The organism is Micrococcus sp. iso_26 (assembly GCF_056172975.1).
The window spans coordinates 18662-31957 of the sequence record NZ_JBWBTV010000002.1 but is presented as its reverse complement, the minus strand read 5'-3'; the positions used below and the strand labels follow the sequence as shown (position 1 = coordinate 31957).

Annotated in this window: 15 protein-coding genes; 4 read left to right on the top strand and 11 right to left on the bottom strand. The window is 68.2% G+C overall.

The window, feature by feature from the left end:
- Positions 1–2: 2 nt before the first annotated feature.
- The 5 genes from AC0VX0_RS12025 to AC0VX0_RS12005 form a co-directional block, all read right to left on the bottom strand.
- A complete protein-coding gene (locus AC0VX0_RS12025) occupies positions 3–272 on the bottom strand; it encodes a hypothetical protein (RefSeq protein ID WP_036314728.1) in 270 nt (89 codons plus the stop codon).
- Between the two features lie 298 nt (positions 273–570).
- Positions 571–1557, bottom strand: coding sequence for an IS481 family transposase (locus AC0VX0_RS12020; protein ID WP_475452119.1), 987 nt, complete (start codon positions 1555–1557; stop codon positions 571–573).
- A gap of 100 nt (positions 1558–1657) precedes the next feature.
- Positions 1658–2470, bottom strand: a complete 813-nt coding sequence (locus AC0VX0_RS12015) for an NAD(P)H-binding protein (protein WP_475452117.1) — start codon at positions 2468–2470, stop codon at positions 1658–1660.
- A gap of 29 nt (positions 2471–2499) precedes the next feature.
- Entirely contained in the window at positions 2500–3264 is a 765-nt protein-coding gene (locus AC0VX0_RS12010; protein WP_475452115.1) for an ABC transporter permease, read from the bottom strand.
- Positions 3261–4232, bottom strand: coding sequence for an ABC transporter ATP-binding protein (locus AC0VX0_RS12005; protein WP_475452113.1), 972 nt, complete (start codon positions 4230–4232; stop codon positions 3261–3263). Before AC0VX0_RS12005 ends, AC0VX0_RS12010 begins: the two co-directional genes overlap by 4 nt.
- Positions 4233–4314: 82 nt before the next feature.
- Between AC0VX0_RS12005 and AC0VX0_RS12000 the strand changes: the two genes are divergently transcribed.
- The 4 genes from AC0VX0_RS12000 to AC0VX0_RS11985 all read left to right on the top strand — a co-directional run bounded on the left by AC0VX0_RS12000 (position 4315) and on the right by AC0VX0_RS11985 (position 6370).
- Complete coding sequence (locus tag AC0VX0_RS12000) at positions 4315–5289, top strand: helix-turn-helix transcriptional regulator (protein WP_475452110.1); 975 nt, start codon at positions 4315–4317, stop codon at positions 5287–5289.
- A 244-nt stretch (positions 5290–5533) separates the two neighbouring features.
- Entirely contained in the window at positions 5534–5797 is a 264-nt protein-coding gene (locus tag AC0VX0_RS11995; protein ID WP_143739926.1) for a hypothetical protein, read from the top strand.
- Complete coding sequence (locus AC0VX0_RS11990) at positions 5794–5970, top strand: hypothetical protein (protein WP_161664791.1); 177 nt, start codon at positions 5794–5796, stop codon at positions 5968–5970. The genes AC0VX0_RS11995 and AC0VX0_RS11990 overlap by 4 nt, the downstream gene beginning before the upstream one ends.
- A gap of 145 nt (positions 5971–6115) precedes the next feature.
- Complete coding sequence (locus AC0VX0_RS11985; RefSeq protein ID WP_475452108.1) at positions 6116–6370, top strand: hypothetical protein; 255 nt, start codon at positions 6116–6118, stop codon at positions 6368–6370.
- Here AC0VX0_RS11985 and AC0VX0_RS11980 read toward each other — a convergent pair.
- From AC0VX0_RS11980 to AC0VX0_RS11955, 6 genes are all read right to left on the bottom strand, one after another.
- The gene (locus AC0VX0_RS11980; protein WP_406891718.1) at positions 6367–6654 is read right to left on the bottom strand and encodes a hypothetical protein; all 288 of its coding nucleotides are present in this window, start codon (positions 6652–6654) and stop codon (positions 6367–6369) included. The genes AC0VX0_RS11985 and AC0VX0_RS11980 overlap by 4 nt on opposite strands.
- Positions 6651–9416 carry a class I SAM-dependent DNA methyltransferase gene (locus AC0VX0_RS11975; RefSeq protein ID WP_406891720.1) on the bottom strand — a complete coding sequence of 922 codons (2766 nt, stop codon included), beginning with the start codon at positions 9414–9416 and terminating at the stop codon, positions 6651–6653. The genes AC0VX0_RS11980 and AC0VX0_RS11975 overlap by 4 nt, the downstream gene beginning before the upstream one ends.
- A 79-nt stretch (positions 9417–9495) precedes the next feature.
- On the bottom strand, positions 9496–10182 hold the full coding sequence (locus tag AC0VX0_RS11970) for a DUF4145 domain-containing protein (RefSeq protein ID WP_406891722.1): 687 nt from the start codon (positions 10180–10182) through the stop codon (positions 9496–9498).
- Positions 10179–10631: a hypothetical protein gene (locus tag AC0VX0_RS11965; RefSeq protein ID WP_406891725.1), complete on the bottom strand. Its 453-nt coding sequence runs from the start codon at positions 10629–10631 to the stop codon at positions 10179–10181. Before AC0VX0_RS11965 ends, AC0VX0_RS11970 begins: the two co-directional genes overlap by 4 nt.
- Positions 10622–11413: a hypothetical protein gene (locus AC0VX0_RS11960; protein ID WP_406891726.1), complete on the bottom strand. Its 792-nt coding sequence runs from the start codon at positions 11411–11413 to the stop codon at positions 10622–10624. Before AC0VX0_RS11960 ends, AC0VX0_RS11965 begins: the two co-directional genes overlap by 10 nt.
- Positions 11406–13160, bottom strand: a complete 1755-nt coding sequence (locus AC0VX0_RS11955; protein WP_475452104.1) for a hypothetical protein — start codon at positions 13158–13160, stop codon at positions 11406–11408. Before AC0VX0_RS11955 ends, AC0VX0_RS11960 begins: the two co-directional genes overlap by 8 nt.
- Positions 13161–13296: the final 136 nt, after the last annotated feature.

Genomic DNA, 13296 nt, shown 5'->3' with positions numbered 1-13296 from the left:
GCTCAGCCCTCCGTGGACATGTAGGAGCGCAGCAGCTCGACCTCGCGGTCGCGCAATCGGCCGATGGCTTCGCGGAGCGGCTCTTGGCGGGCGGGGACCTGCTTGTGAAGGTTCGCCTCCCAGGTGTTCAGGGTCCAGCCGGCGGCGGGGATCTTGCTGACCATGACGCAGTCGGGGGCGGGCATGGCCTCTCGCATGCGGGTCCAGCTGGCCGGGGATGGGAATCCGGCTTGGCGGCCGATTTCGTTGGCCGAGTAGTAGAACTCAGGCATGGTGGTCTCCTTCGTCTGTGGGTCGGGGTACGCCACCCCGTTATGTCTAACCTAACATGTCTGGATGCACATATTACAAGTCGCGTCACACCGCCGGCCTCGACGTGTGGACAGCAGTGGCCCTCACCCCTCGAGGTGCCTGTCTAGGGATGGCTATACACAGGGGCGCCCCGGCCGCTGTGGTGCGTTGATACGGTGAGGGCACGGCCGGTTGAGCAAATCCCGTTGAACTCCTGGCCCAGAGGCCCCCAGGTCATCCCCCCTCCGACCTGGGGGCTTCGCCCTACCCGGAACCCGGCTAGGTGTACTGACCGGAGACGTTGGTCAATCGTGAGAAGGGCGGCTGGTTCCCGCAGGCGGTGTGAGGACGGTGGTGGTTGTAGTAGTGCAGCCAACCGTCAAGCTCACCGCAGCGCTCCGTCTCGGAGGTGTAGCAACGGGCGTAGGCCCAGCCGTCGGCCAAGGTCCGGTGGAACCACTCGATCTTCCCATTGGCCTGCGGACGATACGGCCTCGTGTGCTTATGCCGAATGTCCAACTTCGCGCAGGTGTCGCGCCACAGGTGTGAGCGGTAGGCGCCACCGTTGTCGGAGAGGACCCGCTCGACGGTGACCCCGCGCTGGTTGAACCACTCGACAGCCCGGACCAGGACTGCGGTGGCGGTGAGGGCGGTTTCGTCGTCGTGGATCTCGGCGTAGGCGACACGGGAGTGGTCGTCGATGACGGTGTGGACATAGGCCCTGCCCATGAGCGGGTCCCGCCACTTGTTGCGGGGCTTGTCCGGGGTGGCGGCCCGGTTGCGATCGCCCTGCTGCCGGCCGACGTAGCGCCAGCCTCCGCCATCGGGGATGTTCCCGAGCTTCTTCACATCGACGTGCAGCATCCCCCCGGGATGGTCATGCTCGTAACGGCGGACAGGTTCACCGGTGGCGCGATCGGCGTGCGAGAGCCGGTTCAAGTGCGCGTCGACCAAGATCCGGTGGACCGTGGATGGCGCAATGTTGAGCCGGCACGCGAGCTGGACCGGGCCTTCGCGCAAGCGCAGCCGGAGCCGGATGCAGCGCCTGGCCGTGATCTGATCGGTCTTGTTCGGTGAGCGGTACGGCCGCGAGGAGCGGTCCTGCATGGACTGGCCGGTTCGGTACCGGTCGGCCCAGCGCTTCACAGTGGGCCAGGAGACTTGGAACCGGGCAGCGACCTCGCTGACCGCCCACCCGTCGTCTACGACGAGTTGGGCAACCCGCAGTCGGTGACGTGGGGTGAGGGTAGCGTTCGGGTGCGACATTTAGTGATCCAAGATCAAGCGGGCGGCGGCCTTGAGGCCACCGCCCGCGTTGGGCGAGGGGACTAGATCCTTGCTGGCGCCGAGGGGATGCCTGCCAGCGTCACCAGGTGGCGGCGTGGCTGCGGGCCCACTCCTCGAAGGTCCGCCCGGCGTGCTGTGTGAGTCGGGGAACGGTGTCCAAGACGCGCCCGGCTCCTTCGGGCGGGTTGGTGGCGAGTTGGATGCCGAACTCGACGTAGTCATCGCCGAGACCATGGGTTGCGAGTCGTGCCCGCTCCTGGGCCTCGGTGAGCTGGACGTGGCGGATCGGACGGCCAACTGCTGCGGACAGGACGGCGACACGCTCGCCCGGGGTCAGGGCCTGTGGGCCAGTGACTCGGTAGTTCTGCCCCGCGTGTCCTTCCTGAGTGAGAACACACGCGAGCACATCGGCGACATCCGCCTCGTGGACGAGTGCGCTCGGGTAGGTCGCCAAAGTGGACACCGTGTCGTGGTCACGGATCTCCTCGGCCCAGTCGGTGGTGTTGTACATGACTTCGACCGGCTCGACACGACTCCAGGCCAGACCACTGTCCTCGAGGGCTTCTTCGATGCTGGTGGGCGCCCAACCAGCGAGGACGCTTGCACGTCGCACGCCAGCTTGCTGTGCGAGCGCAATGATGTCGGCACCGTTGGCAAGGGGTTCGCCATGCTCCCCTCCGAAGGTGATGAGGTGCACTGCTTCGATGTCACGGAGGGGATTCCGCAGCGATTCGATGTCCGTGAGGTCACCCTGCACGACCTCCACGCCCTGAGGGAGCCGCGCCTGTTCAGGGTGTCGTGTGAGAGCGCGGACGTGGTGGCCCTCGGCGATGAGCTGGTGGACGAGGTGGCTGCCGATGCGGCCGGTGGCGCCCGTGACCAGGATGTTCATGGTGATGCGTCCTTTCGCGGTGGGGTTGGCTATGCGGTGCTGCGGGTCAGGGAGCGGAGCCCGACGAGGGCGCCGATCGCGGCGGTGAGGAGGGCTGCGGTGAAGCCCCAGCCGACATTGGCAGTGGCCAACTGTCCAGCGAACAGGTCCCGTTCGGCGTTGACCACGTGGGTGAGGGGGTTGGCCGTGGCCAGTGCCCTCATCCACTGGGGTGCGGCGTCGAGGGGTAGGAGCATGCCGGACAGGATCATCAGCGGGAAGAGCAGGGTCTGGTGCACGGTCCAGAACAGCCAGTCCTGCTCGCGTACAGCCAGGGCGAGGGCGTAGCTGAGGGATCCGATGCCGAGGCCGAGTATCCCCAGGAGAAGGAGACCGATGAGGGCGCCAACGGGGTGGGGTCGAAATCCGAAGGGGAGCATGACCAGGATGATCACCAGGGCCTGGGCGACCAGTGGGGCGAACTCCTTGAGCGATTTGCCCAGGAAGAGTGCCGGTCGTGCCAGTGGGGTGACCAAGAGGCGCTCGTGGGTTCCGCTGACGAGGTCCATCTGGAGGTTCGAGCCGGCACCGGCAGTGCCGAACAGGGCGATCATCACCAGGACACCGGGCACAAACCATGCCCAGGAGCCGCCCCCAGCGTTCAGCAGGGGACCGAACAGAAGCAGGAAGAAGAGGGGTTGGACGAGTCCGACCACCAAGGAGAAGGGGTCGCTCGCCACTGGCTTGAGCTCGCGGGCGGCAACCAAGAACGTGTCGGTAGCGATGTTGTGCCGAGCCGTGCGGGGGATGGTCATGCGGCCTCCTCGGTCGTGGCGTCGCGCAGGCTGCGCCCGGTCAGGGTGAGGAAGACATCGTCGAGAGTGGCTTCCTCGTCGTGCGCCCGGGTGATGCTAATGCCGTGGCTGGCGGCCAAGCTGAACAGCTTGGGCATGGCCGAGCCGCTATCGCTGGCCCGGACTCGCACGGCACAGCCATTCGCGGAGACGTGCTCCACCTCGCGCACATCGCGAATGTGTGCAGCCAACACCTGGGCCGAAGGCTGGTCGCTGGTTACGAGGGTGACGTGGCTGCCGACGTGGCGCTCCTTGAGCTCCCGGGCGGATCCGTCCGCCAGGATTCGCCCACGATCCACGATGACGATGCGTTCGGCCATGGCGTCGGCCTCGTCGAGGTAGTGCGTGGTGAGCACGACCGTCATGCTGGTTTCCTCGCGGATCCGGCGGATGTGCTCCCACAGGTTGGCGCGGTTCTGTGGGTCGAGGCCGGTGGTCGGTTCATCGAGGAACAGCAGGCTCGGGTTGTGAACCAGCCCCATGGCGAGGTCGAGGCGGCGGCGTTGGCCTCCCGACATCTCGCGGGTGCGTCGCCGCTCCATGCCTTCGAGGCCGAAGGTGGCGAACACCTCTTCGGCACGTCGGATCGCCTCCTCGCGGCCGGCGCCGTAGATCCTGGCCTGACTGATGACCTCGTCCTTGGCGCGCTGGGCATGTCCAGCACTGTTGCCCTGACCGACGTAGCCGATCGCCGATCGCACGCGACGTGCTTGGCTAACGACGTCGAAGCCAGCCACGTGGGCGGCGCCTGCGGACGGAGGCAGCAACGTGGTGAGCATCCGGATCAACGTGGACTTGCCAGCACCGTTCGGGCCGAGGATGGCGACGGTCTCGCCTCGGGGTACCGACAGTGAGATGTCGTCAACGGCGACTACGTCCTCCCCGCCACGGACAGCGAAGACGCGACGCAGGCCGTCGATGGAGATCATGGGTGGTGACTTATGAACCATGCGTTCAGCCAACCAATCAATGTGGACAGGATATGACCACAAGTGTTCGTAGCATGGTGCCATGTCGACGACCAGTGCTCGGGTGTTGGAGCTGCTCACGCTCCTCCAGAGCCGACGCCAGTGGTCCGGCGAGGAGCTGGCCGGACGACTGGAGGTGAGCCCCCGGACCTTGCGCCGCGATGTCGAAAGCCTGGTGGACCTGGGCTACCCGATCGTCACGAAGCGAGGAACCGGGGGAGGCTACCAACTCGCACCCGGGGGATGTCTTCCGCCCTTGGTGCTCAGCGAGGAGGAGGCGGCAGCCGTGGTCCTGGCCTTGAAGGACGCGGCCACGGGCGCCCACTCCACCGACTCAACCGCTGCCGTGACCGCACTGTCCAAGATCGTCCAGGTCCTGCCCACCAAGATCCGCCGACGCATCGACTCCCTCCGGCACCTCTCCACCCTGCCCGGCCCCTATGGAGCCGTGCCCCCTGTGGACACAGGCGTTCTCACGACACTCTCGCTGGCAGCACGCGACCATGAGACCGTCGTATTCGCCTACACAGACGCCCACGACAACCGCTCACAGCGCACGACGCAACCTCATCACGTGATCTCCCTGCACCAGCGCCTGTACCTGGTCGCCTACGACCTGGAGCGTCTGGACTGGCGCACGTTCCGCATGGACCGGATCACGAAGACCCAGCGCACAAGGCAGAGCTTCGCCCCGCGACGGCTTCCCGTGGCCGATCCTGCCGAGTATGTCCGCACGAGCGTGATGAGGACCCAGACGGTCCACGACGTGACCGCCACTGTCCAGATCACCGCAGAAGCAGCGCAAAGCGCGCTCGGAGAGTGGGGCACCGCCACCCCGATCAACTCAGGGACCTGCATCGTGCACATCCCAGCCACCGATCTGGACTGGGCCACATTCGCCGTGGTGTCGATCGGCGCCCCCTTCACCATCAGCGGCCCCGAGGAAGCAGTCGTCCACGCGAGGGACTGGGCAACAAGGCTGGCCCTCGCCACCGAGCCAGGCGGAGCCAGCTCCTGAGAGTCCCCACGCCGACTCCGGCGGAAACATGATGCGTGGTCGAGGAGTCACCTCATGCCAGATCGCTCGATCAACGTCTCCGGTCAGTACAGCTAGGGACACAGGGGAGCGCAGACGGCCTTCTGGTAGTGAAAGCCCGCCCCCTGCCCCGGAGATGCTCATGTCGCCCACCTCATTCCCCCAGCGCCCTCCTCGCGCCAGCGAGCCGGCCACCGCCCAGGAGGTCGATGCGGAGGCGGAGGCGTTGATCCACGCCCTGCGCGCGGCGCGTTGGCAGGCTGAGCGTGTACGGATGGGCTACGTCCGGGTGGATGCCGCCGGAGGCTTCACCGGCCCGGACTACATCGACCCGATCGACTTGCGCGCGTTCGAGAACCAGCTGCAAGGCGCCTGGGCGGTCTTGGACGAGCTGGCAGATCTGCTGGACCGGCACTGGTCCGCAGCCTCGCCGGCAGGTCTGCGCTGCTCTAGCCGGGCACCAGAGCGGGAGGGCGAGGTGCAGGCATGAGCATCGAGCGGGAGCATCTGGAAGCCGCACTGGCCGAGGCCGAGGCCGTTGTCCAGGAGAGCGAGCGCATGCACGCTCGCTCGGCGGCGGCCAGCTGGTGGCGATGCTGCGTGATCCTGCGACGGTTCCTGGACCACCCCGACGCCTTCCCGACCGCTCCGCCTGTGCAGTAGGCTGGAGTGCAGTAGCGCCCCGCACCTCCTGGTTGATCTGACAGTCGCCGGACCCCGCGGGGCGCTTCTTCGTGTCCAAGGCATTGCAGGCCCCTCCCCCGCACACCTACTATGTTTAGGTCAGATCAACATAGGAGGGCCCGTCATGGTCCAGGTGTCCTGGTGGGGGCGGATGAGCACGTCCCTGCCCATCACGGATGAGGACGTCGCCGCATGGGCGGCAGCACGCCCCGATCTTCTTCTCGCTCGCAGGGCCGACGGCGTCACCGAACGTCCAGACGTCGAGCGTGTGGTGGCCTTCATGGCCGCTCAGCCGCACTTCGCCCAGGCGATGCGCTTCCAGTTCGCCCAGGCCCACGGGCTCGTGCCGGCCGCGGCTCGGCAGGTGATGGCCGCCTAGTCATCCCAGGGGCCGCGCTGGTGGTAGGAGTCCTTCCAGGCCGATTCCTCGAACGGAATCCGCTTCACCCAGCCGGCCGGGACCCACGCCTGGCGCCGCTCCCCTCCAGGCGTGTCCTCCCAGGAGATCAGCACGTGGGTCGGCGACCACCGGGTCACCATCGCGTCCACACGCCCTTCATCGGGCAGCGTGACTCGGACGTAGGGCTCCCGGTTGTAGGGCGTGGAGTGCACCTGCTGCGGGGTCGTGAAGGCCGGGCCCTCGTACACCTGGATCGACTTCACGGCCGGGAGGGCGCTTCGCCTGACTGGCGCCGGACGTACAGCTCGATCAGGCGGGTCTGCCGTTCCTTCTCGTCGGCTCCCGGCCGCAGGCCGAGGATGCCGTCCATGACGCGGTCCAAGCGCTGATGGGCCTTCACCAGCGCGGGGTCCATAGCGAGCGGAGCGTAGTGCTGCGCCAGGGATCGCTCCGGGTGCTCGGCCCGCGCCGCCAGCACACCCGCGCCGGCCTCGATCAGCTTGTCCCGGTCGGTCTCGGAGATCTCCGGCAGGGGCAGCGTGTTCCACACCAGCGTGTTCGAGAACCGAAGCCTCGATTCCAAGGCACCGCCGACCATGCGCTGCCAGGCAATGAACGCCGACGAGGAGATCACCGCGAAGGCCACCCCGTCAGGGTCGACCACCACGAAGTTGGCGTCGCCGGAGATGACCTCGGGGCCGAACCTGGCGGCCGTGAAGAACGCGCGTGTCTCGGAGACGTGCCGTGGGATGCAGAGGTAGTCCGTGCGCGGGGCCCGCCGTTCGGTGAACAGGTGCGGGGAGGCCGCCAGATCCCGTGTCGCCTGCTTCGTGCTATCGGAGCGAAACAGGCGCACCGCTTCGAGGCGCTCCCGCAGCACGCGAGAGTGCGCCAGGTCGGCAGGGTCAAGATCTTCCAGCCACAGGCACCAACGCGGGGTGTCGTGGATCAGCTCACGCGCACCGACGTAGCGGCGCAGGTACTTCGCGGCCGCGGGATCAGCGGCTACCTCCTCGTGCGCAGCCGCTTCCACGATCAGGTTGCCCCCGTCCGTGGGCTGAGATCCCTTGACCGCGGCCGGCAGGTTCGCCAGCGGCTTGCTGCGCTTGGACACGAGCACCCAGGGCCCCTCGACCAGGTACGGGCTGATCCCGGTCACCGGCTCCTCGACCGGATGCCCCTGGGGGCGTTGGTAGGAGAACAGCCGCGCCCCCTTCGAGGACACCCCCTTGGAGAGGCCGACGATGACACAGTGAACGGCAGCCGCCCCGGGCGCCTCGGAGGTCCACGCGAAGGTGCGGTGCGCGAATGGGATGGACCAGCCCTCCCGGCGCAGCGGTCCGAACAGGGCCGGCACAGGCTGACCCTGAGCAATGGAGTTCGTCGTGACGAAAGCGAACCGGCCCACCGGCTGGCCGGCGAAGTAGTGCATGGCCTGGGCGTGCCAGCCGGTGACGTAGTCCAGGTACCCGTCGTAGTCGGCGCCCCAGACGGCCTTCATGTCCGCGGTCTGCTCGGCGGTCTTGGTGTACTGGCCGATGAACGGCGGGTTGCCCATCACGTACACGTGCTCGGATGCCGGCACGACCTCGTTCCAGTCCATGCGCAGCGCGTTGCCGACCACGATGTGAGCCGACTCGGTCAACGGCAGCTGCTCCGGGGACACCCCGATCTTCAGCGACATGTCCTGGTTCGCCTGATGGTCCACCAGGAACATCGCGGTGCGGGCGATGGTCGCCGGCCACTCCTCCAGCTCGATCCCGTTGAAGTGCGACATCCGCACCCGCACTCTCTCGTCCTCGTCCATCACCAGCGAGGTCTGCGCCTGCTTGCCCGAGAGCTCCTGCAGACGCACCAGGATCTGAAGCTCCAGGGCGCGCAGCTCCCGGTAGGCCACGATCAGGAAGTTCCCGCACCCGCACGCCGGGTCAAGGAACCGCATGCCCCCCATGCGGTCCTGGAGCTTGCGCAGCCCGGGACGGGAGTGGATGTTCGCCACGAACTCCGCCCGCAACTCGTCCAGGAACAGTGGCCCGATCAGCTTGAGTATGTTCTCCTCGGTCGTGTAGTGCTCCCCCAGCTCCCGGCGGGCTTCCTTGGACTTCACGGCCTGGAACAGCGAGCCGAAGATCGCCGGGGAGATCGACCCCCAGTTGAAGTGGCATGCCGCCAGCAGCTTCTCCCGCATGGAGCTCGTGAAGTACGGGATCGACACCGCCTCCCCGAACACGGAGCCGTTCACATACGGGAAACGCAGCATCAGCTCGTCCGTGCCGGCCATGCGCTTGTTCACCGGCCGGTTCAGCACCTGGAAAAGCGCGGTCAGCTGGGCGCCCAGGTCTGAGCCGTCCTCGGCGGTGCGGGTCTGGATGAACTCCAGGAACAGGTCCCGCTCCCACAGCCCAGAGTCGTCGGCGAACAGGGCGAACAGGGTGCGCACGAGGAACACGGAGGCCTCGTGCTCGTCATAGCCCGAGCCCTCCAGCTCGACGTAGAGGTCGGCCATCAGCTGCGCGGCCTTCACGGAGGCCGCGGCCTGCTCGGCGGAGCCGAAAGTGCGCTTCTGGTAGCCGGCGATGAACCCGAACCGCTCGGCCTCGGTCGGCAGGTCCACCAGGGGGAACTCAATGACCGCGTCCTCGGCGCCAGCGGCCGCCTCGAGGTCACGCAGGCGGAAGGTCTCGAAGTCACACGTGATCACGTAGCGCGGCTGCTCAGCCTCCGGGACGTTTGCCAGGTACGCCAGGGCCTGGTCCTCGGCCGTTTGGAGGTCCTTGCCCAGGGACTTCTGCTCGGCGATGAGCATGCCGGGCCAGAACACGTCGATGAAGCCGCCGCCGCCGTCGGCCTTGCGCGCACGGGCCTCGAACCGGGCCACTGCCCGCCGGCGCACTCCGTACACGGCGAACAGGTCTGTCCAGAACGACTGGGACTCGCCCCTCTCGTAGGACTCCCCGGCCCACTCGTGCACGAACGTGGCAGCGTTGGCACGGATCTGGTCCCAGGACAGGGGCTTGGTCTGCATGGGCGGCACTCTTCTCTCTGCGGCGGTCGTCCCATGATGACCTACCACCGCGGCGGCCGCTCCCTCCGCCGGCTCGTGCTCAGCGTTTCCCCTTGCGCGCCTGCACCCGCGCCGCCCGCTGGGCGCGATAGCGCTGTCGCTGTGCTGGAACCTCGTAGAGCACGCGGCATGCCTCCTGGAGCGCCGACGCCAGGTCCCCGATCTCCTCGGTCTCGAAGGTCACGCCGTGGTGGACGCTCTCGTTGCCGATGACTCTGGACTCGTGGAGATCCTCGAGCAGGTCCTCCTCGAGTCGGCCCTGCAGGCTGTCGATCTGGTGGAACAGGTCCTTGCCCGTGCCCCCTTGGTCCTTGACGAGCTCCTCGACGACGGCCCGGTAGAGCACGCCAGCGGCGCGCAGCGCCCCGGCAGCCTCGCAGACGCTGGCTTCCTGGAACAGGGACTTCACGGCTTCGGGTGTCTCGGCCGGCAATGCACGGGTGGCGGTGGCGGGGGCGATCATCTTGCGGACGATCGGCTGGCTCTGGTCCTCATCCTTGCCCCAGATGTCCATCAGGACGACTGCGTCTCCACACGCCTTGCAGCTGACCACGATGACTTCGGTGGCGCCGGCCCGGTGCTCACGCTGGGCGGTGATGGCCTCGTAGTCCTCATCACCCCACTCGCCCAGGTCGGGGAGGACCTGGACGCGGGAATCGACCCCGAATCCGGCGAGCTGTCCGCAGTGCGGGCAGACGGCGATGTCGTTCTTGAAGATGAGGCTCATGGGCGCAGGCCCTCCTGGGTCTTCTCTCGGTGGGCGACGCGGGCACTGCGCAACGCCCCGGGACGCGGAGAGGTCTCTTGGCGGTGCGCGAGGTAGTCGATGACGTCCGGCTCACACCACAGGCGCCCGCGCACGACGGCACGCGGGAAGGCCTTGTCACGCTGGCGGGTGGAGCGGCCGGTGGTCTCGGACACCCCCATCAACTCGGTGATCCGCGGTTCGGCGACCAGACCGATCACGCGCGGGTCCAGGCCGGCGGAGCGGATCTGTTCGGCGGTCGCACGGATACGACGTCGCCGGGGCTCGTCGGCGGCCGCGTAGGACTCGGCCCCCAACAGGCGGGCCAGCAGGTCCAGCAGCACCACGGGGGGTTGGTAGGGGCCGAGCTGAGCGGCCGGGTCGAGCTCCTCCTGCCAGCGCCTGACCGGTGGGTGGGGCGTCACTTCCATCTACTGGTGCCTCCTCGGCGTCCCCACCGGCGGGTGCCGGCGGCGTCCTGGGCCACGCGCTCCTCCTTGGAGCGGGTGGCGTTGAAGGTGGTCAGGGACAAGCCAACCAGCTGTCCTTGGGCCACGGAGTCCTGGGCGTAGCGGTCTCCGACCTGGGAGGAGACCCAGGCCTTCACGCTGCCTCCGCTGCGGGAGCGGATGTCCGCGACGATGTCGTTGGAGAGGTACCCGCCCTTGGAGCCGACGTCGAAGGTGCGGGTCTGACCGCCTCCGATGTCGACGGTGGCCCGCACGCGCACGCGCTTGTCCGCCCATCGGGTGCCGCGGGCGATGTTGGTCAGCTTGGTGCGCATCTCCCGGTCCGCAGCATCCCGGGCAGCCTGGCCGCGGCCCTTGGGCACCACGATGTGGTGGATGCGGTTGCCGTCGGGCAGGTGGACGGTCTCGGAGCGGTAGGCGCCCACGGAGCGCCCGGTGCCGCCCGGGCGGGTGTCCCTGGGGGTGATCGTGGGCTTCTTGGCCCCCGCCTTGGCTCGCACGGGCACCAGCTTGCCGGCGGCGTTGCGGCGTCGGGGCGGGGCCGCGGAGACGGTGCCTCGCTCGTAGAGCTCGGTCAGCGCCCCGCGGTAGGACTCCCCGGAGCTCTCCCCGCGGGCGATCTTCTGGATCATGCGAGGGGAGCGGTTCATGGCCGCGCCCATCTCCTTCCAGGTCAGCCCGTAGGCTTCGCGGGAGCGCTGGACGAGCTCTGCAGGGCTGAGCTGCTCGGTGGGCTCACTCACCGGCGTCCTCCTCCCCCGGCAGGTAGCCGGCGCCGTCGTCGTCGGGGCGACTCTGCAGCTCGAACTCGGAGTAGGCGGCGTCCACGCCGGTGGCCGCGGCCTTGCGGCGCAGCTTGTTGCGTTCGGCTTCGTTGGTGGGGATCTTCATCGGACCCTCGAGGTAGCCCTGCAGGCGCATTCGCCCCACCCGGCCGTCGTCGGCGCCGCCGCGCTCCACGGGCAGGGACCACTGCGGGATCTGCGTGGTGTAGATCGCGTCTCCGCGCACCCCGAGCAGGGTCTGGGGCGGCACGTGCAGGGCACCGCCGTACTGCCCGTCGGCCATGGGCCCGGAGAGCATGCGCGCCCGGGCCCGGCCCCAGACCTGCATGGCCAGCTCGGGGTGGTAGTAGCGCTCGGCCTGGGAGTTCCAACGGGCCTTCTCCGTCCAGATGAAGGCCTTGCCGCGCTGGTTGACGTCGGCGGCGTCGGCGGGGATCTCCTTGGGGTCAAAGGTGACATGGGTCTGATCGCGGCCTCGGGAGGCGAAGTTGCCGACGGTGTTGATCAGGATTGAACGCAGCGCCGCGGTGACGGCGGCCTTGATGGTCTCGGACATCATTGCATCGGCCGCGACCGCGGCACGGGCCTCGGTCAGGCGCGCCTGCCAGGTGTCCAGGGGGCGGGCAGCGGTGAGGCGGTTGCGATCGCGTGCGGCCGGGGTACGGGTGTTGAACACCACCGACTCGATCGGGTCGACCTGCCAGCCGAAGCGCTGGGCAACGTGCCACTCGGCCGCGTCGATCCAGGTGTGTCCGGTGGCTCCGGGGCGGTTGGGCCAGTACCAGCCCTCGCGCACGCTCTCGTGACGGACCCCGAAGATCCCGATGTGGTTCCAGTCCTGGGGGACGGTGAAGCTCACGTGGATGCGGGCGCGGGCGTAGGGGTTCTCCCGCAGCAGGTCCGCGGTGGCGGCCCGGTTCAGCCGTTCCCCGGGGCCCACGCCGAGCTCGGAGCAGACGGCGGCGTACATGAACCTGCCGTCGACGTAGGCGAACCCGTCGATCTTGGGGGTCGTGTCTGGGTCGAGCAGGGGGATGCAGTCCTCGTGAGGGTCGGAGGACTCCCCGGCCACGAGGTGCTCGACGTGGTGCTGCCCGGAGGTGCGGTGCATCTCCTCTGCGATGTCCGGGGCCAGCGGATAGGGCTCGAGGTTCTTCGGCAGGGACAGGGCCCAGAGGTTGCTGCCGGTGGCTGTGGGGGTGTCCATCAGCTTCCCGTCCCGGAACTTGGCCTCGATGATGTTCCCGAGCGCCTGCCAGGCCAGGCGGGCCTGCTCGGGCGTCAGGGGGGTGTCGCCGAACCAGGTGCTGGCCGCGGCGACTTGGATGCGCTTGCCGGTCTGTCGGTGCTCGAACCGGCCCACTGGCGGCGAGCCCATGAAGTGGCCCGCGTCGATCCAACCGGGAGTCTGCACGAGCAGCCAGTGGCGCTGGCCGCGGTCGATCATGGGGACCTTGCCGGTGAACATGATCCGGTCCACCCCGACGGCTGCGGCGGTGTCGAGCATGTCGGTCAGGTTCGGGTTCTTCCGGCGCGGGCCGATCTTGGGGGGCACGGTGGTGCCGTTGTCGAGCACGCCGCGTCCAGTGACGTAGTCCGCCCAGAGGTTTTTGCGCTCGCCCAGATGACGGTACGGCGCCGGGCGGAAGGTGGGGTGGCGCTCCTGCTCGCGCATCGCGCCGCCCTGGAACTTGCGGTAGGCCATGGGGGACCCCTCCTCGGCGATCTGACAGTTAGAACAACTCTACATTGTCCTAATGCCAGTCGGGTAGTAGTTCCAGGGCATCGAGCTGGCCGGCGAGCACCGGGGTGGGCTCGCCGGCCGGCTGCTGTTCGGTCTC

Excerpts from the sequence above, each read along its gene's own strand:
- AC0VX0_RS12015 (WP_475452117.1), bottom strand. The coding sequence starts at position 2,470 with ATGAACATCCTGGTCACGGGCGCCACCGGCCGCATCGGCAGCCACCTC.
- AC0VX0_RS12005 (WP_475452113.1), bottom strand. The coding sequence starts at position 4,232 with ATGATCTCCATCGACGGCCTGCGTCGCGTCTTCGCTGTCCGTGGCGGG.
- AC0VX0_RS11970 (WP_406891722.1), bottom strand. The coding sequence starts at position 10,182 with ATGAGCCTCATCTTCAAGAACGACATCGCCGTCTGCCCGCACTGCGGA.
- AC0VX0_RS11975 (WP_406891720.1), bottom strand. The coding sequence starts at position 9,416 with ATGCAGACCAAGCCCCTGTCCTGGGACCAGATCCGTGCCAACGCTGCC.
- AC0VX0_RS11965 (WP_406891725.1), bottom strand. The coding sequence starts at position 10,631 with ATGGAAGTGACGCCCCACCCACCGGTCAGGCGCTGGCAGGAGGAGCTC.
- AC0VX0_RS12025 (WP_036314728.1), bottom strand. The coding sequence starts at position 272 with ATGCCTGAGTTCTACTACTCGGCCAACGAAATCGGCCGCCAAGCCGGA.
- AC0VX0_RS11955 (WP_475452104.1), bottom strand. The coding sequence starts at position 13,160 with ATGGCCTACCGCAAGTTCCAGGGCGGCGCGATGCGCGAGCAGGAGCGC.
- AC0VX0_RS12010 (WP_475452115.1), bottom strand. The coding sequence starts at position 3,264 with ATGACCATCCCCCGCACGGCTCGGCACAACATCGCTACCGACACGTTC.
- AC0VX0_RS11990 (WP_161664791.1), top strand. The coding sequence starts at position 5,794 with ATGAGCATCGAGCGGGAGCATCTGGAAGCCGCACTGGCCGAGGCCGAG.
- AC0VX0_RS12020 (WP_475452119.1), bottom strand. The coding sequence starts at position 1,557 with ATGTCGCACCCGAACGCTACCCTCACCCCACGTCACCGACTGCGGGTT.
- AC0VX0_RS11985 (WP_475452108.1), top strand. The coding sequence starts at position 6,116 with ATGGTCCAGGTGTCCTGGTGGGGGCGGATGAGCACGTCCCTGCCCATC.
- AC0VX0_RS12000 (WP_475452110.1), top strand. The coding sequence starts at position 4,315 with ATGTCGACGACCAGTGCTCGGGTGTTGGAGCTGCTCACGCTCCTCCAG.